This is a genomic window from Desulfosarcina alkanivorans (assembly GCF_009688945.1).
Lineage (GTDB): Bacteria > Desulfobacterota > Desulfobacteria > Desulfobacterales > Desulfosarcinaceae > Desulfosarcina > Desulfosarcina alkanivorans.
Window position 1 is genome coordinate 2,103,920 of the sequence record NZ_AP021874.1, and the last position, 17,500, is coordinate 2,121,419.

The following is a 17,500-nucleotide window of genomic DNA, read 5'->3' on the forward strand; positions in this document are numbered from 1 at the left end:
GGTCGGATGAATGAGGTGGGTCAAATGATACCGAAGCATCTGTATCGTCTCAATGAATATCGGATATCTGAATTTGCGGATGGTAGCCTGGGGTGGGACGCCCATTCAAGTTTCGGAACTCAGATCGGCGGGCCGTGCTTTGTTTATGGCAACATTTTATTGATTGGAGCCCAGAGCAGCGAAGAAAACGGGTTTCTGAAATTGGAATTTATCGGAACCCTTAAAAGGCTCCCAATGTGGCATCGAACCCGATATTATTGCTTTGCGTCCGCTTTGTTGGATGTATCTTCCGGGCGAAACATCAGCAAAGAACGATTACAGCAAATGGTTTCTTTGTCCAATATGACCAGTACCGGGTCCAAGACTATGATTGGTGATAATCCTGGCGTCTTTCGGCTTGGACAATATCAGATTACCATTGCGCCCGACTGCGTTATTTCTTGGAAGAGCCATGACGGAACGCACCAAATTATTGGCGGTCCTGCAGTGCTCGAATCCGATATCTTATTCATCGGCCCCAGAAAATTTGACGATCCTCAGCAAAACAAAAGGGAATTCCTTCACTTCTTGCGCGCTCTCCCCCAATGGGATCGAACTGCTTTTTGGTGCCGTAGCTTAGCGTTAAAGCCTGTATTGACAGATGCGAAAAGATTGCTGACGCCATCCTTTCAAAAAAAAGAGCGCATTTCCCCAAAAAAGAGAACGCCTGTTAAAAGCCATCGATCGAAATACGCCAAACAGGCATGGTCCCAACTGACTGACTATTGTTCTGATTGGGTCGAAGAGGTGAAGGCAGGATGGCCGAAAAGAGTTTGGCCAAAAAAGAAAAAGCAGCCAAAAAAAAAGTTGATTGAAAGATTCAATGCTGCTGAAAGAGTTGATTGAAAAATGAAAAGCATTGCCTATCGGACGGACATTCATCTTAACTTTCTCAAGAGGTGACCATGAGCAGTTCCCTAATCCTTTCCATTACAACCTATTTATATGGTATGGCCGCTTTTCTATATATCATCGCCTGGATATTCCGTAAGAACGCCATCGGACGCATCGCTTTCCTGGCTGCAACCATCGGTTTATTGGGTAATCTTGCTGGCTTCGGGCTTCGGTGGACCGAGTCTTATCAAATGGGTTTTGGTCGCGCACCATTGTCCAACCTTTATGAATCACTTGTTTTTTTTGCCTTGGCGATCGTCGCCTTGTATCTGGTAGTGGAAAAAAGACACGGTCATCAAACCATGGGAGCTTTTGTAATGCCTATAGCCTTTCTGTGCATGGCCTATGCATCGCTTTCACCCAACATAAGTGACCGAATCCAGCCTCTTTTACCTGCACTCAAGAGCAATTGGCTGATTGCCCATGTCGTCACCTGTTTTATCGGTTATGCCGGTTTTGCCGTGGCTTTCTGTCTCAGCCTGATGGTTCTCGTCTGCAGAAATAAAAAAGAAGGCCGCGAATCGATCTGGTCAAAAATTCCGGAACCCCACTTACTGGATGACTTGACCCATAAGATGGTGATGCTGGGATTTCTGTTCCTGACCGCAGGCATTATCACCGGAGCAGTATGGGCCAATTCCGCTTGGGGCCGATACTGGGGATGGGACCCCAAAGAGACTTGGTCACTTATCACCTGGTTCATCTATGCCACCCTGCTCCATGCCCGCTTAATGCGCGGTTGGCGGGGTCGAAGAACTGCGGTTTTTTCCATTGCCGGTTTTGGAGCCGTATTGTTCACTTATTTAGGTGTAAACCTGCTGCCAGGCCTGCACAGCTATGGGAGCATGTAAAATTCGGTAGTCGGTACATCCTGGCGATCATTTTTTAAGGGTAGGCGCACCGGGGAAGAGTGGTTTCACGATTTCAACTGCAAGGCAGTCGGGGATGTTGTCATATGTCTGATGGGCAACTATCCCAACTGCGAGATGATCTTGTTATGCGGCCATACCCATGGCGTCTTCTATACCCGAATCCGACTCAATGTCCACGTTTGCCTTGGAGACACCGCTCACGGCATGCCGTGGATTCCGGAATATTTTAGTGTCAGATGAAATACCATGAGCAAACGGATTATATCTGTTTTCGTGATCGTGTGCCTGATTCTCATAGGCTGTGAAGACACGGATATCGGCATGGCCACCCAGGCCGGGATCGACGCCGTCCGGGCGGCAACCCTGGATGACGAGGAGGTTGTGCGCTTGGCTCTTGAGGTTTCCAGTCAGTCGGACCTGAAACACACTGTCGCACCTCCGGACAACGATTATGCAAAAAGACTGCAACAACTGACAGGCGATCATTATCAGGTACAAGGCCATGCATTCAACTACAAGGTCTATCTGTCCCCAAATATAAATGCATTCGCCATGGCCGACGGTACCATCAGGATCTACAGCGGGTTGATGGATATGCTGGACGACGGTGAGCTACTTTTTGTTGCGGGTCATGAAATGGGCCATGTGGTTAAAAAACACATCAAGAAAAAGATCATGATCGCCTATGCCGGCAGCGCAGTCCGCAAAGCCGTCGCCTCTCAGCAAAACCAGGCCGGAGAAATCGCCAGGTCAGGCATCGGCGCAATTGCCGAAAACCTACTTAATGCCCAGTTCTCCCAGCAGGAGGAGCGTGAGGCGGACGACTTCGGTATATTGTTTTTAAAAGGGGAGGGGCGTGACATGCAGCCAGCGATTTCCGCTTTGATGAAACTGGCGACCCTTGGTAACAAGCATTCATTTCTGTCGAGTCATCCGGCCCCTGAAGCAAGGGCAAAACGACTGAGGGAAAACGGACTCGCACCTCAGCAGATCGAAGATCCATCGCTTTTAAAACGGATTGTCGATTGGTTGCTTGGTTTTTGGCCATTTGAGAAGAACATTTGAACAATAACGACAATATGAGGTCAAAAACTACCCGACATGTTTTCAAGGCATTACGAGAGTGTATCTCAAAAACAACGCAACAGGATGACGATGCATTCAAGTCTTAACATGCCGAGAAAGTTATCAGCATGACATTCCCAGCGAGTACACAGTCTTTTAAAATTATACAGCCAGGAGAACAAACGCTCCCCTTTCTATCTGCGCCGATAGCGTCTCCATGCACGACCATCCCGGGTTTTTGGCTTTTTCCGGTTCACTTTATGTGGAGCAATAAGCTCGGTCCCATAAAGCTCGCGAAACCGAATGTCATATGGATCGCTGTCATATGCTTTATCGCCAATTAAGCGCTCTGGCGGTTGGCTGACAAACCGGCTTTCAATGGTACTTTAAACCAGCTTCACTTCGTGGGGTGAAGCGCTGTGTATGTCAATGGCGACAGGAAGACCAGCAGCGTCTGCGATTGCCATGATCTTTGTCTCCTTGCCACGCTTCGTAGGGCCGACAACATGACCCTTTTTTTGCGGGGGTGAAACTACCATCGATAAAGGTTTCACGTATATCAATGCCCCCGCGCTGGTAAAGATCCTCGCCCAGTTCGGTCAGGATCTGTTTGAAGCCCCCCTGCCGGTTCCAAGCCTGGAACCATCTGTGGCACGTCTGGTGCGGAGGATAACGCGGCGGCAGGTCTTTCCAGGGTGCTCCAGTTCGAAGTACTCATAGAATGCTGTTGCTTACATCCCGTGAATTTTTCTTGGGACGACCTCTGCAATCGTGTTTGCGTTGATGGGAGGGAATTATGGGCTCTAACCGTGTCCATTGCTCGTTTGTAAGTTCCATCCCCAGTATATGCCATATTTTCGAGCATATACCTATATTTATTTTTAAGATACGCTCTACATTTTACAACCTGTCAAAGATGCTAACACCTAAGCATAAAAGTTGTATGAGGGCATCGGCGGGATAATCCAATAAATTTTTAATGATACAAGAATCCTACCCCTGGTATGCCTTTTGCTCTATTGAGATAAATGCAAATCCGGTCACCGTTGAAGGAGGAGAGGATATGGCCAGAAACTTTCGCGTCTGTGCAAAAGAGATCGACAAACAATCTTTGGCGTTGAAATTGTTCGGCGATTTTGATGCATCCTCGGCCTGCGAACTGATTCATGTTTTGACTGAAATCGTGCAAAAATATTACAAAGTTGTTATCGATACTGACGGGTTGATAACTATCAATATGTTTGGTCTCGACGTCTTCCATCCTCGAATGAACCGCTTGAACAAAAAAAGGACAAATATTGAGATAACTGGTCGATTCAGCGATGCATTTCTGGAAGCGTGAGTGCCCGCAACTGAAATCGATCCGGCTTCAAAGCATTATCGTTTTTTCCATCCATTGTAATAAATGGCCAGATAAGCTTACAAACATTCGATAGACGGAGGTAAACGATGAGTATTCGCAAACAGTTTCTGAAAAGAAAATCAGTGTGCAAGGTCACTTTCAAGGTTCCTGAAGAATTTGGAAATACAGCAACGCTGGCACATGTGGTAGGCGATTTCAATGATTGGTCAACCTCGGCAACCCCCATGAAACGTCTGAAAGACGGTGGCTTCAGCGTGACCGTCGATCTGGATATCGGACGATCCTATCAGTTTCGCTATCTTCTGGGTCAAGACACTTGGGAAAACGATCCCGATGCAGATGATCATGTTTCGACTCCATTTGGTGACAGCCAGAATTCGGTAATCAACCTGTAAGATCTTTCTAAAACTTTGGCAATTGTTATGCAATCTCATTGCTGCCAAGTTGTTAACGAAATGTTGTGAAAGGATTTATCAAAACGCAAAAGTATAGCAACTTCATATCCAACATAAAGGGGTTGCTATGACTGGATTAACGATTAACGAAGTTTTCCCAGAATCTGCAATTGTGTTTGGACTCCGATTTTCAAAATTTGAAGATAGTTTCGGTTATCTGTTCAAACAAATCGATCACTATGCCCATACTCCTGTCTATCGGCATCGCATATATATTAGCCCTCGGCTCAGGCAGGCTGTGTGCCGCTATTGGCCTGCCGCGAGTGACCGGGTATCTGATGGTCGGTCTTGCCGCCGGCCCCTCCCTTGGCAGTCTTGGGCTGCCCGCACTCATCACCCAAAAGCAGCTACATTCTCTCGTTCCGTTACATGATGTCATTCTGGGATTGATTGTCTTCACCATCGGTGGCAGTTTCAGCCTGAGAGCGGTTCGGAAAATGGGGATGAAACGCTTCCGCATAAGTGCAGTTGAAATTGGACTTACCGGCCTTTTCGTTGCTTTTGGAACCTTCGCCGCGGGAGCCTCGCCATTGACTGCCGGTTTTCTTGCCGTGATGGCCATTACTACCGCCCCGGCAGCTACCCAGATGGTGTTACGTGAATATCAATCCGAAGGCTCTCTCACCGACACCATTCTGCCGCTTATTGGCGTTAACAATCTGGTGGCAATCATCGCCTTCATTATGCTGAAAAACAGTGTTCTGTCGGATAAGGCCACTTTTTCAATGGCTTTGGTTCAGATTCTCGGTCCTTTTGTTCTGGGAACGTTTGTCGGCATGGTTGTCGCTATCATGGATCAGCGTCTTACCAGGCAGGTGGAAAGACAAATTCTTGTGCTTGGGTCGGCCACAGTCATTGCCGGCATGGCCGCGATCCTTGACATATCTGCCATGCTGGCGACACTGATTGCTGGCACGGTGGCCGTAAATGCCTCACCCTACGGCAAGAGAATCCTTAAAGAACTCACGGCCATTGACTATCCCCTGTATGTGCTATTTTTCATCATGGCCGGTGCAGCGCTGCATCTCGAATCCCTCGGTCACATGGGCATCATTGGAATGGCCTATGTGGTCATGCGGTTAATAGGCAAATTTTTTGGCTGCCGGATAGGTGCCTTCTGGGCCGATGACTCCCAGACCATAAAGTCCTGGTTGGGGCCGGCCATGCTCGCTCAGGCGGGTCTGGCCATCGGACTGGCAGAGGTCTTGGCCAGAGAATGGCCGGGCCCCGGTGCTAAGATACAGACAGTCATTCTGGCATCAGTGGTTGTTTTTGAGGGATTGGGACCGCTTTTTACGCGGACCGCCTTGGTAAACGCTGGAGAGGTGACGGTTCTAAACCTAATATCCCAGCGAAGTCGTGTGGGGTATGGTGAGGGACTCATTCAGGTTCTAAACCAGTTTGAAAACGCACTTGGAATTTCGACTGCTGCAGGCAGGAGGGGGCCGGCGGAGATTTTGGTCGGCCATATCATGAGGCGGAATGTGGAAGTTATTTCGAACCGAGCACCGTTCGACGAGGTTTTGAAAGCCCTGGGGCACTCTCGTTATGACAGATTACCGGTGGTCAATGATCAAAACGAGTTGGTGGGCGTCATAAAATACGCAGACATTGCCAACACGCTTTTCGACCCCAACCTTCGTAATCTGGTTGTAGCCGATGATATCGCCACTAACGTACGTTTGATGCTGACCCCTGAGGACAGTCTCGAAAAGGCCATGGCCGCGCTCAAAAACTACCCGAATGACGCCTATTTGCTGGTAGTGGAACAAAGCAATCCTAAAGCGCTGGTGGGCATTGTGCGCCACAACGATCTACTCTCAGCGCACATACGCGATTTAAAATGATTGGCTGGTGTAAATTGATTAGGCGCTATGACCGTAAGGTATTGCGATGATAATAAAACAGTTTCGACTTTGAAAATAGGGGGGAGTGCAGTTTCTATTCATTGATAGCTATGTTTTGAAATTGATGATGAATGGAATCTGAGGAATGGAAAAGAGAACCCGTCCTTCCGGGGGGTAGTCGGTTGGACGGGTTCAGCGAGGAGGATGACAGAATCACGTGCTGTTCCTCATCCGGGTTGAATCGATTAAGTAACTTACCCTTGCCGGTCTGCGGTAGCAATGGCTTCCTGGGGATTAGCCATCTCCCTCGCCTGCGCCGGTTCCAAGGCAACTTGCTTGCGCCGCAGCAGGATCCATTTGCCCAGGGCAATGACACCCACGGTAAAGAACACCATCACCGCGTATTCGGCGGCCTTGGGGGGGTGCAACAAGTTGTGGACGTAGGGATCGGTGATCATCATCTCACCGCCCACTTTGCCCAGCACACCGGAGCCGATGTACAGGATAATAGGGTAGCGGTCCATGAGTTTTGCCAAAAAGGAACTTAAAAAAACCACGAACGGAATGCTCAGCATCAGTCCGAACATGAGCAGGAAGAAGTTACCGTGGGAAGCGCCACCCACGGCAAGCATGTTGTCGATACCCATGCTCATGTCCGCCACGATGATGATCCACAGTGCCTGCCAGAGGTTTCCGGCCTCATGGACGCCCTCCTCTTCGGCACCATCCACCAGCAGTTTTACGGCGATCCACAGGATCACGGCACCGCCCAGAAGTTTGACGAATGAAATAGTGAGAAGTTTGGCCACAAAGAAGGTGCAGACGACCCGCACCAAGACCGCTCCGCCGGCCCCCAGGGCGATACCCCAGGTACGCTGGGGTCCTTCAAGCTTTTTAACCGCCATGGCGATGACCACTGCATTGTCGCCGGCCAACACCAGATCGATGATCACGATGCTCAGCAAAGCCGAAAAAAACTGCGCATTGAGGTGAATTTCCCCTAAAAAGCCTAAATCCATTAATCCCTCCTTTTGTTAATAGCTCATGATTGTTCCTTGGGCTAAAACGCAAATGGCATGCCTGACTTTGAAGTGGTCGAAATTTTTTTATTTTTTTATGAAATCAGTATGATGAGTATCTTGGCTATGCATATTTCGGAATCAATGGTTGCATACTGTAAACCAAATGGAGACGGAAATGAAACCGACAGGTGACAATCGATCTGGAAGAATGAATTTTACTTCGAAAAAAGATAGGAGCATTTGAGCAAAAAAGTATTATCAGGCTGGCCTGTAAATTACCGGTCCTTTACCTCGATTTCCCCAAAGATACTTCCATTTAAACGATTGAGAGGTGTTACTGACCAAGCAAGTAGGCTATGGCTATCCAACGAAAACGAACTCCACCGAATCTTGTGCTTCCTTGCCATCGAATTTAAGTATCAGGGATCACGCAGAATTTGCATTTAGCAAATGGATATCATACGCTTACCTTGGGTACCGCCCGTATCGTGAACCCTTTAACCCAAGGAGGAATATCTTAAGGCAGAACTTTATATTGACTTACGATTTTGGGGGGATGAGCGAGAGTCTGAAAAATGACGCAATATCGCTCAGTAAGTTGAATCAGTTTTTCTATTTTTTCTGATTCTGCCGAACTATCAATCTCAAATGTTAACTTGACCTCCATAAGACCAACTGGAGCTGTCCGGTCTACACCAAGCGTCCCGCGAGCGTCCCATTTCCCCTCAGCAATTACCTTGGCACGATTGAGGGGAATGCGCATTGCCGTGGCCACAGCTTTGAGGGTAACCCCGGCACAGGCGACCAGCGCATCCATCAGCATATCAGCTGAGCAGGCTTTTGAGCCGTCACCGCCGGTTGCTGGATGTAAGCCTGCCTCAATATCCCTAATGTGGCTGTGTATTTGGCAAACAACATCCTCCCCTTCGATTAACCCCTCGGCTCTGGCAGATATAACGGCGCTCTCAGGGTTCTGTTTATAACGTTCCTTTAGCGGGGCTTGAAGGGCACGAAGTTCTTTTATGTCCATGTCAATATCCTTCCTATATGCAGCTGTCTTTTTGCCCGGCAGCCTTGATTTGGTTTTTTAATTCAAGTTGGTTGCGGTTTAAATTATTGTCAAGTGCTCTAAAATTAGTTGAGTGCATGGGCAGACCGTTAAATGGCTGAGGCAAAGATAAGGGTAATGCAATCTGTATCGAGGCCTTGAATGATTTCGGATCACCAAAATGTGGATATCTGTAATCGGGGCTGACTGGCTCTTAGTTGGTATCTGGATCTCACTCAAACAAACTGAGGTTCTTATAGTCCTTGGGAGTTCGAACGTTGTGGCTAACCGGCGCGCGAAAGGAGGCGAAGCCGGCTGAAACGCGTCCGATTGAGACGCGTTAGGCCCGGCCGCGTTAGGTGTCGGGCCTGAGCTTACTCTTGCCTGACTATATCGACCGAGATCTCCACAGCCGGAATCGTTCCTCTGTTCTCAAGCCAGTGTGTGGTATTTCTATCCTCCGGCCAACCCACTCCCGGCCCATACTCCGTAGCGACTCTATTTCGATGGTCAGTGATCGTTCCTTGCAGTATATAGACGGTGCCTGGTCTGTCTTTATGGTCGTGAATCGGGCCGAAGACGCCTCCAGGCTCGATGGTCACCATACGCATTCGAAGTTGGCGCCCTGCCATGCCCTCGATCTCAGGGCCAAGGTCAACCGTTGCAAGTAACTTCACCGTAACACCTTTTGTCTCAGCTGCCATCTGTTCGTTGCTCATTGAGCTCTCCTCTCTGTACTTCTATTGCCTACTTATCCAGTGGAGATTCATTGTACTGGAAGCTGGATGACCGTATTGCGCGAAGGATATACCATTTTGTAGTACTGTCAAGGGTGAGCGGAGGGGGGTATTTAACAATTTTTCATATAGTTAGAAAATATAAGCAACGTTTTATCAGCGGATAAATCGAGCTGAATTAATGAGTGAAATTCCTTTCCGGAAAATTGAGCCATGACACAAAGGACCATTAACCCAACAACATAAGAAGCCTGGGTTACTGAAAATTTTCCATCTATACCATGATGAGGGCTTTGCCCTTTGCCTTATTCAGCTCATAAAGTGTGGGGAAAGTGTGGGGAAAATTATCGAAAATCTGCTAAAGTGTGGGAAATCAGCCAAAATGTTGAATTTCTGCATGCAATAATATTAATATGTTAAGCTATTTAAGGAGGTTAGGAAGCTCAGGGTAATTGACTGAAAATCCCCGTGTCGGCAGTTCGATTCTGTCCCTCGGCACCAAAGAAATTAAGGGTTTAGCCAATACGGCTAAGCCCTTTTTTCTTTGTGCGCCCGGCAGGGCGCACTCACTTGGAGGTGCAAGTCCTCTACACACCCAACAGGGGGAAGTGTTAGCCGGACAGAAAATAGCTCTTTGGCAGCGCGAACATTACCCATTTAACCCTGCTCATGCGCCATGGTTGTTTACGGGAACAGCCCGTAAACAGCCCCTTGATATGAGGGATCTTCCGTTTCTCCAATTCCCGGGCCCGGGTTCTCGGGTTCTTCCAGTGTTTCCACAGGATCGCCCGAAGGCGCCGCAGGATCCAGTAGTGAAGCGAACGAAAATTGGGCAAGCTCTGGGTTATGCCGAAGTAGCTCCACCAGCCACGAAAATACAGGTTGAGACGGGCGATGATCTGCCCCATGCTCAGTCCACAACTGCGACTGGTCAGTTCCCGCACCCGCTGTTTGAACCGGTTGATCGATTTGGAGTGGATGCGGATACGGGTATCGCCGCGACGGCTGGTAAAAACTGAACCCGAGAAAACACATCCACCACGGATGAGTGATACCGCTTTTCTCCTGATTCACCTTTAACCGGAGCCGCTGGTTAACAAACCGGGATACGCTCACCATCACGCGTTCTGCCGCCCGCTTGGAGCGGACGAAAATAATGAAGCCGTCCGCATAGCGGACAAAGCGCAAGGCGCGCTTTTCAAGCTCTTTATCAAGCTCGTCCAGCACGATGTTGGACAACAGCGGCGAAAGCGGACCTCCCTGGTGGGTACCTTCATGGGAAGGCTCCTGGAGCCCTCCCACCATTACGCCGGCGGTCAGGAATCGTCGCACCAGCTTCAACACCCGCTTGTCGTGCACCTTCGTTGCCAGCCGGCTCATCAGGCGGTCGTGGTTGACCCGGTCGAAAAACTTGGACAGGTCCATGTCCACTACCTGCCGACACCCATCGACAACATATTGCTGTGCCCGTTGGATCGTTTGATGTTGATTGCGGCCCGGTCGGAAGCCGTAACTCGACGCGGAAAACGATGGATCCCGGATCTGCTGAAGGATTTGCCCCACGGCCTGCTGAACCAGGCGGTCCAGTGCGGTGGGAATGCCCAGCAGTCGGACGCCTCCGGACGGTTTGGGAATTTCCTTTCTACGGACCGGTAATGGCTGATAGGTTCCCGCCAGCAGGTCGGCCCTGACTTTTGGCCAATGCTGCCGCAGGTAACTCGTCAGTTGATCGACCGTCATGCCGTCGATCCCCGCAGCGCCGTGGTTCGTGCGAACCCGGGAAAGGGCTCTACCCAGGTTCTGCCGCTCACAGATGATCTCCATGAGCCGGTCTTTGCCTGCCGGGGTTTCGGTCAGGTATGCCGCTGTGACCCTTTCAGAACTGCCCACCGGCTGTGAATACACATCCGACCGGTGTGACGCGTTCAGCTTAAGCTGTTTCAGCGGCTGCAATAGGGCCATAAGGCATACCTGCTGCTTCCCACGACCATTTACCCAAACCATTCGGCTGGGCACCGTTCGGGCCTTCGTCGGGGTGAGACCTCCGGGTATACTTCTCCCTCCTTCGGGAGGCCCGGCTCGTTTCCACCGGCTACTATGCCCTCTGCTGACTTCTGCCACGCGGTCGCCTCCCCTTGCGGTTCGGTCAGTCCGTTTCCGGACATTGCGGCAGATCTCCCGGGGTGAACACGCATCTTTGCGCACACGAGCGCCGAGTATACCTATTTGGCCTATAATGGATAGAGGACTTTACCTTGTGTTGCAGGATCGTCCCACCAAACCCGCCTGACTCGGTTCTTGTTCATCGCCCCGTGCGCTCGCGGTACCCTGCCGTAGCAAGGCGGCCTCCTTCCCAGGCACCGTCACCGGCTACCCGGTTGCCATACCGCTATACCTCTGGCTGGGTTGGGGACTTGATGAGCCTTAAAATAAAGGGTAAGCTCACCGCACCCTTTAGAATACGTGCCGTGCCCGGCACACAACCTCACGCTTGTGTGGGACAGCTCGTACCTCGCCGCCCCACAGCGACATGTTAGGCGTCAACCCAACAAGCAAAGGTGTAAACTATTGACTATAAACGAACGAAAACCACAGCGGATTTTATCGATTTTCCTTTCAGGTGATGCATGGCCATTCTGATTATCATTGCAACGATCGTCTTGATTATAGCCACGTTATTACCTATGTGGCGCCATCCTCATTGGCTGGTACGAGGAATGGACTTTCCTCGATTGCAGCTGGCATCATTTGCATCATTATTGCTCTTGGTTCAAGTTCTATTGCTTGATTATGCTCAAGCTAAGACTTGGGCTCTAATAAGTGTCACCCTATTATGTTTGGCATGGCATTTGTGGTGGATTTTGCCCTACACGGTTCTTTGGCAAAAAGAAGTCAAAACGACAAGAATCCCACGCCCAGAACGCAAACTCAGCATTCTCACCGCTAACGTATTGACGCCCAATAGGAAAGCCGACGCATTGCTGCGCCTGGTCAATCAATTCGCGCCGGACGTGCTCGTAACTTTGGAGTCGGATCATTGGTGGCAACGCCAGCTGGATCAGTTGCAAGCTGACATGCCGCACACCATGAAGTGTCCTTTGGACAACCTCTATGGCATGCATGTTTACTCTCGGCTGCCGCTTGAGGATACGGAAATCACTTTTCTTGTTGAAGACGGAATTCCCTCAATGCACGCTCAGATCATGCTTCGCTCGGGTGATGCAGTACGTATTCATTTTCTTCATCCCGCTCCCCCCAGCCCCACGGAGAATCCGGAATCTGCAGAGCGGGACGCGGAATTGGTGATCGTTGCCCGTAGTGTAGTCAGTGGTGACCAGCCAGTGGTTGTAACAGGAGATCTCAATGATGTGGCTTGGTCTGCAACGACGCGATTATTCCGCAAGCTCAGTGGATTGCTAGATCCGCGGGTCGGTCGGGGAATGTTCAATACGTTCCATGCTGAGTACCCGTTTCTCCGTTGGCCGTTAGATCACTTGTTCCACAGCAATCATTTCACTGTGACTTCAATTCAACGTTTGCCGTATTTTGGATCTGATCATTTTGCGATATTGACTGAATTATCATTCAGCCCCCTGCGGGGTGAAAGGCAGTCCGGCTTAGAGGCTGACCGTGATGACAAATCTTGGGCTGCTTCTATCGCAGATGAACAAGAGGTGAGTGCTAAAGATGTCCCCAAGCCCGGAGAATGAGATCTGCCTCGTTTTGTGGAGCAAGCGTCACGAATGCCCGTCCTAAAACAGCCGTCTATCGGGATAGGGAGTAGCCTCGCGGCTACCCCCTCCCACACCACCGGACATACGGGTCACGTATCCGCCGGTTCGGCTGATCAGGACAGGCGGTCAAGACCTGGCAGCGACAGGCCGAGTGACAGAAAATAGCTCTTTGGCAGCGCGAACATTACCCATTTAACCCTGCTCATGCGCCATGGTTGTTTACGGGAACAGCCCGTAAACAGCCCCTTGATATGAGGGATCTTCCGTTTCTCCAATTCCCGGGCCCGGGTTCTCGGGTTCTTCCAGTGTTTCCACAGGATCGCCCGAAGGCGCCGCAGGATCCAGTAGTGAAGCGAACGAAAATTGGGCAAGCTCTGGGTTATGCCGAAGTAGCTCCACCAGCCACGAAAATACAGGTTGAGACGGGCGATGATCTGCCCCATGCTCAGTCCACAACTGCGACTGGTCAGTTCCCGCACCCGCTGTTTGAACCGGTTGATCGATTTGGAGTGGATGCGGATACGGGTATCGCCGCGACGGCTGGTAAAAACTGAACCCGAGAAAACACATCCACCACGGATGAGTGATACCGCTTTTCTCCTGATTCACCTTTAACCGGAGCCGCTGGTTAACAAACCGGGATACGCTCACCATCACGCGTTCTGCCGCCCGCTTGGAGCGGACGAAAATAATGAAGCCGTCCGCATAGCGGACAAAGCGCAAGGCGCGCTTTTCAAGCTCTTTATCAAGCTCGTCCAGCACGATGTTGGACAACAGCGGCGAAAGCGGACCTCCCTGGTGGGTACCTTCATGGGAAGGCTCCTGGAGCCCTCCCACCATTACGCCGGCGGTCAGGAATCGTCGCACCAGCTTCAACACCCGCTTGTCGTGCACCTTCGTTGCCAGCCGGCTCATCAGGCGGTCGTGGTTGACCCGGTCGAAAAACTTGGACAGGTCCATGTCCACTACCTGCCGACACCCATCGACAACATATTGCTGTGCCCGTTGGATCGTTTGATGTTGATTGCGGCCCGGTCGGAAGCCGTAACTCGACGCGGAAAACGATGGATCCCGGATCTGCTGAAGGATTTGCCCCACGGCCTGCTGAACCAGGCGGTCCAGTGCGGTGGGAATGCCCAGCAGTCGGACGCCTCCCCTTGCGGTTCGGTCAGTCCGTTTCCGGACATTGCGGCAGATCTCCCGGGGTGAACACGCATCTTTGCGCACACGAGCGCCGAGTATACCTATTTGGCCTATAATGGATAGAGGACTTTACCTTGTGTTGCAGGATCGTCCCACCAAACCCGCCTGACTCGGTTCTTGTTCATCGCCCCGTGCGCTCGCGGTACCCTGCCGTAGCAAGGCGGCCTCCTTCCCAGGCACCGTCACCGGCTACCCGGTTGCCATACCGCTATACCTCTGGCTGGGTTGGGGACTTGATGAGCCTTAAAATAAAGGGTAAGCTCACCGCACCCTTTAGAATACGTGCCGTGCCCGTTCAACAAATCGTTGCAGTGGACATTTGACCCGCCCCCCACTTTTCTTCCGAAAAAAAGGGGCGTCGCCTCAAATCCCGCTGAACTCAAGCGTTCTACTAACACAATATCTTGTGGTTTGCCGAAATCAGGAGAACGTTGCGATTACATACCAGTATCCCAGAAAGGGCATGCCTACAAATACATTGAGATCACCTTATATATATATTTAGGAACTATTGTATTTATTACCGATATGCATTGGTCATCTTGAACCAACCACGTTTAGAATCACCAAAAATTCTAAAGCCTGCCCCCCTGCGCATCCCATTTGAGAGACTACTGGCTCTGATTAAAAGTCTTGTCCGTTAAACCAAAGAAGGACTAACTTTGACCCCGATCATACACTGCCTAATCGAAGCGGTTGTTTATCATAACTTCATCCAGCGGCAGTTGACCGGGTTTTGGCCATGAGTCCTTGGTGCCCTTGCCAATTGCAATCATGAAAGCAATGCTATGGTCTTCGGGCAGGTTGATGATTTTAGCGACCTCATCGTAATCGAAGCCATCCATCGGGCAGCTCTGGTAACCCAGTTCCAGAGCCATTAGCATGATGGTCTGTCCGGCCAGCCCGCAGGAGCGCATACCCTCATCACGCTCAATCTGTGGTTTGTCACGGTAATAGTCATCAATCGCAGGAACCAGGAAATCCTGTACCTCCTGTGGTGCCTTACGCCAGTATCGTTGCGGGTCACGTTGCCAGCATTTATTGTCGAAGCACAACACCAGCAGTTCGGATGCATCGGTGACCTGTGCCTGGTCCCAGGCTACTGCACGAATCGCCTTACGCTGCTCCGGGTCAGTGACACGCACGAAGCGCCAGTTTTGAATATTGAAAGCTGTTGGTGCAAGAATGGCATGCTCCATCAGCTTAAGAAAGGTTTCCTCCGGCATTTGATGTTCAGGATCATACCACTTGATTGCACGCCGTGCGCGTATCGCTTCATCAACTTGCATAATGTAACTCCCTCCCTGTTAGTGTTTTTATTGACAGAAATTGATGCGTGGCTTGTGATACATTGTAAGTGTTTTATCGATCGTTCCGCAACAGTGCAGGTATAGGCTATCGATATTTTTCGAAGGCTGCAACCAGAAACTAAAATGACGTTTGAAAGGGCGGAATGATTGATAAAACAAATGTGTACGAAGCCGTAATTAGGGGGTATTGGCACGATTTTTTATAGTGGGGATAGTAATCAAAGCACTTTCGGCCCTTTGGCTGCGAAGTCGTTCTTTCAGGTCAATATGAGAAGTAGATAGAAAGCCTATTGGTTGGTTGGATGACCATTAAACACCATGTTGGGGTTATTTTCTCACCACTTTTATAGATTGCCTCTGGATTAGGACGCACTGCACCGGCGGTTCTAAAATATCCAATTTTAAAATCAATCAGGCAAATGCATAAGCAAGTGGGTTTGGCGGTCGCGCCGACCCCCTGGGGATCTCTCTATACAGTCAATGTCATTAACTTAACCGATCGGCTTGTATTGGAGAAAATATCTTCTTGGCTTGGCTTTATGATTTCGCGGATATTTTCTTCCCGGTCTGACCGGTTCTATGGTTCTTTGAAAAATATGTTGCAGATCAGCGATCAAGCGACTGATTTGTTTGGTGGTATCATGGAACAACAATGCAATCACCCCTTTGCTCTTTGAAAATGCCTGGGTGAAATTGATCTGGTATCGATACTTTCTAAAGCTGTTGTTTTTATCCAAACGGTCTTGGACCGGAAAGGCCATCATCCAGACCAGATTTTTGGCGAAAACTTTCGCATGAAAATCCTGATACACGGAAAGGGCTGATTTCCCGGAAAAGTTTTCCAGTTCCATCCGACACTTGATGGTCTTGTAGTCCTCTTCGATCGGCCATCTTTGATGATACAGACCATTGAATATGTCGATGGAATACTGATGCGTGTCCGTCAGCGAAGTGATCAGAACGGCGACGTTTCCATCGTTTTCAATGCGAATCAGGCGCATCTTCAGTGGCGTCATGCCCAGTCCCATTTGTTTGCATCGAGCCTCCGATGTGGCAGGAACGGCCAGGTCGATGATCTTCTCGGACAAACCGGAACGGAAAAACTTTCGCACTGCTTTCCATTTAGTGCAGGATACGCGGGCACAGAAATTGGCGTTCATGGAAAGGATTGAATTGAACAGCCACCAGGCTGGATAGCCCCTGTCGAGCAGAATCAGATCGTTTGGCATGACGTTGAGCAGATGCTGGGCTGCCAACTCGCGTTCACCGATGCTTTTGGGTTTGATGATGGCATCGACGGTGATCTTGTTAAGAACATCGAAAAGCTGTGAAACCCTGGCCATAGGAGAAGGCGCTCCCTGGCGACCGTTCCATACGCCGAAGTGCTGAGTTATATCGTCTGTCATCGGCACACGGGAGGTCGAACCATCAATGGCCAACAATCGAAAGCCAAACCATGTCCGGGGATTGAAGTGTATTTCAAAATGGTTGACCAGATGCCGGTTGAGTTCGACAAAGGCACCGAACTTGAGCTTCATTCGCGCTTTGGCCAAAGCAACTTTTGACACGACCCGCTTGGCCACATCGAAACGCCAAATGGTCTTGAAGAACTTATCGAGTTCATCCTGGTATGAGCCACGGACAAAATTGATGAGAAACACGATCAGAATGTGGAAGGGTAGTTTTCTCTGTCGAGAAAAATTTTTAGGATGCTGTCGATGACGGGCCAAAAAATCAGGCGAAGTGATAATTTGGTTAATAAATTCAATTACCTTGGCACATGTATTGGAAATCAGGTTCTGTGCCAACTTCACCAAAATTGTTGATAATTTTCGGCATGGTATGCTCCTTTCATAGAGATAACTGGCTGTTATTATTGAAAGTGAGTATACCATGTCGAGTCACCGATAT

At 49.9% G+C, this 17,500-nt stretch carries 14 protein-coding genes and 3 pseudogenes; 7 read left to right on the forward strand and 10 right to left on the reverse strand.

Annotated elements, in window-relative coordinates; all coding sequences use genetic code 11:
- The first annotated feature begins 24 nt into the window (after nt 1-24).
- From DSCA_RS09290 to DSCA_RS09300, 3 genes are all read left to right on the forward strand, one after another.
- Nucleotides 25-885, forward strand: a complete 861-nt coding sequence (locus DSCA_RS09290) for a hypothetical protein (protein WP_155316167.1) — start codon at nt 25-27, stop codon at nt 883-885.
- Between the two features lie 59 nt (nt 886-944).
- A complete protein-coding gene (ccsB, locus tag DSCA_RS09295; RefSeq protein ID WP_155316168.1) occupies nt 945-1,784 on the forward strand; it encodes a c-type cytochrome biogenesis protein CcsB in 840 nt (279 codons plus the stop codon).
- Between the two features lie 267 nt (nt 1,785-2,051).
- Nucleotides 2,052-2,870: a M48 family metalloprotease gene (locus tag DSCA_RS09300; protein WP_155316169.1), complete on the forward strand. Its 819-nt coding sequence runs from the start codon at nt 2,052-2,054 to the stop codon at nt 2,868-2,870.
- A gap of 65 nt (nt 2,871-2,935) precedes the next feature.
- Here DSCA_RS09300 and DSCA_RS09305 read toward each other — a convergent pair.
- Nucleotides 2,936-3,707, reverse strand: a pseudogene (locus tag DSCA_RS09305) (IS5 family transposase).
- Between the two features lie 226 nt (nt 3,708-3,933).
- On the opposite strand from DSCA_RS09305, the gene DSCA_RS09310 reads away from it, so the two are divergent.
- From DSCA_RS09310 to DSCA_RS09320, 3 genes are all read left to right on the forward strand, one after another.
- Nucleotides 3,934-4,212, forward strand: coding sequence for a hypothetical protein (locus tag DSCA_RS09310; RefSeq protein ID WP_155316170.1), 279 nt, complete (start codon nt 3,934-3,936; stop codon nt 4,210-4,212).
- A 107-nt stretch (nt 4,213-4,319) separates the two neighbouring features.
- Complete coding sequence (locus DSCA_RS09315) at nt 4,320-4,628, forward strand: isoamylase early set domain-containing protein (protein WP_155316171.1); 309 nt, start codon at nt 4,320-4,322, stop codon at nt 4,626-4,628.
- 176 nt (nt 4,629-4,804) lie between these two features.
- Nucleotides 4,805-6,535 (forward strand): cation:proton antiporter domain-containing protein, encoded by a 1,731-nt coding sequence (locus DSCA_RS09320; RefSeq protein ID WP_155316172.1) that lies wholly within the window; start codon nt 4,805-4,807, stop codon nt 6,533-6,535.
- A 254-nt stretch (nt 6,536-6,789) separates the two neighbouring features.
- Here the strand turns inward: DSCA_RS09320 and DSCA_RS09325 are convergent, their stop codons facing one another.
- The 5 genes and pseudogenes from DSCA_RS09325 to ltrA all read right to left on the reverse strand — a co-directional run.
- Complete coding sequence (locus DSCA_RS09325; RefSeq protein WP_155316173.1) at nt 6,790-7,554, reverse strand: TerC family protein; 765 nt, start codon at nt 7,552-7,554, stop codon at nt 6,790-6,792.
- A 520-nt stretch (nt 7,555-8,074) separates the two neighbouring features.
- Complete coding sequence (locus DSCA_RS09330) at nt 8,075-8,587, reverse strand: OsmC family protein (RefSeq protein ID WP_155316174.1); 513 nt, start codon at nt 8,585-8,587, stop codon at nt 8,075-8,077.
- Between the two features lie 392 nt (nt 8,588-8,979).
- Nucleotides 8,980-9,324 (reverse strand): cupin domain-containing protein, encoded by a 345-nt coding sequence (locus DSCA_RS09335; RefSeq protein WP_155316175.1) that lies wholly within the window; start codon nt 9,322-9,324, stop codon nt 8,980-8,982.
- Between the two features lie 629 nt (nt 9,325-9,953).
- Nucleotides 9,954-10,250: a group II intron maturase-specific domain-containing protein gene (locus DSCA_RS32485; RefSeq protein WP_231716426.1), complete on the reverse strand. Its 297-nt coding sequence runs from the start codon at nt 10,248-10,250 to the stop codon at nt 9,954-9,956.
- Nucleotides 10,251-10,404: 154 nt separating this feature from the next.
- Nucleotides 10,405-11,346 (reverse strand): annotated as a pseudogene (ltrA, locus tag DSCA_RS32490) (group II intron reverse transcriptase/maturase); the annotation flags it as partial.
- A gap of 623 nt (nt 11,347-11,969) precedes the next feature.
- On the opposite strand from ltrA, the gene DSCA_RS09345 reads away from it, so the two are divergent.
- A complete protein-coding gene (locus tag DSCA_RS09345; protein ID WP_155316176.1) occupies nt 11,970-13,052 on the forward strand; it encodes an endonuclease/exonuclease/phosphatase family protein in 1,083 nt (360 codons plus the stop codon).
- A 137-nt stretch (nt 13,053-13,189) separates the two neighbouring features.
- Here the strand turns inward: DSCA_RS09345 and DSCA_RS32495 are convergent, their stop codons facing one another.
- The 4 genes and pseudogenes from DSCA_RS32495 to DSCA_RS09360 form a co-directional block, all read right to left on the reverse strand.
- Complete coding sequence (locus DSCA_RS32495) at nt 13,190-13,519, reverse strand: group II intron maturase-specific domain-containing protein (protein ID WP_231716427.1); 330 nt, start codon at nt 13,517-13,519, stop codon at nt 13,190-13,192.
- Between the two features lie 166 nt (nt 13,520-13,685).
- Nucleotides 13,686-14,303: pseudogene (locus DSCA_RS32500) on the reverse strand (reverse transcriptase domain-containing protein); the annotation flags it as partial.
- Nucleotides 14,304-14,962: 659 nt separating this feature from the next.
- Entirely contained in the window at nt 14,963-15,568 is a 606-nt protein-coding gene (locus DSCA_RS09355) for a nitroreductase family protein (RefSeq protein WP_155316177.1), read from the reverse strand.
- A 512-nt stretch (nt 15,569-16,080) separates the two neighbouring features.
- Nucleotides 16,081-17,397 carry an IS4 family transposase gene (locus tag DSCA_RS09360; RefSeq protein WP_155316178.1) on the reverse strand — a complete coding sequence of 439 codons (1,317 nt, stop codon included), beginning with the start codon at nt 17,395-17,397 and terminating at the stop codon, nt 16,081-16,083.
- Between the last annotated feature and the right edge of the window lie 103 nt (nt 17,398-17,500).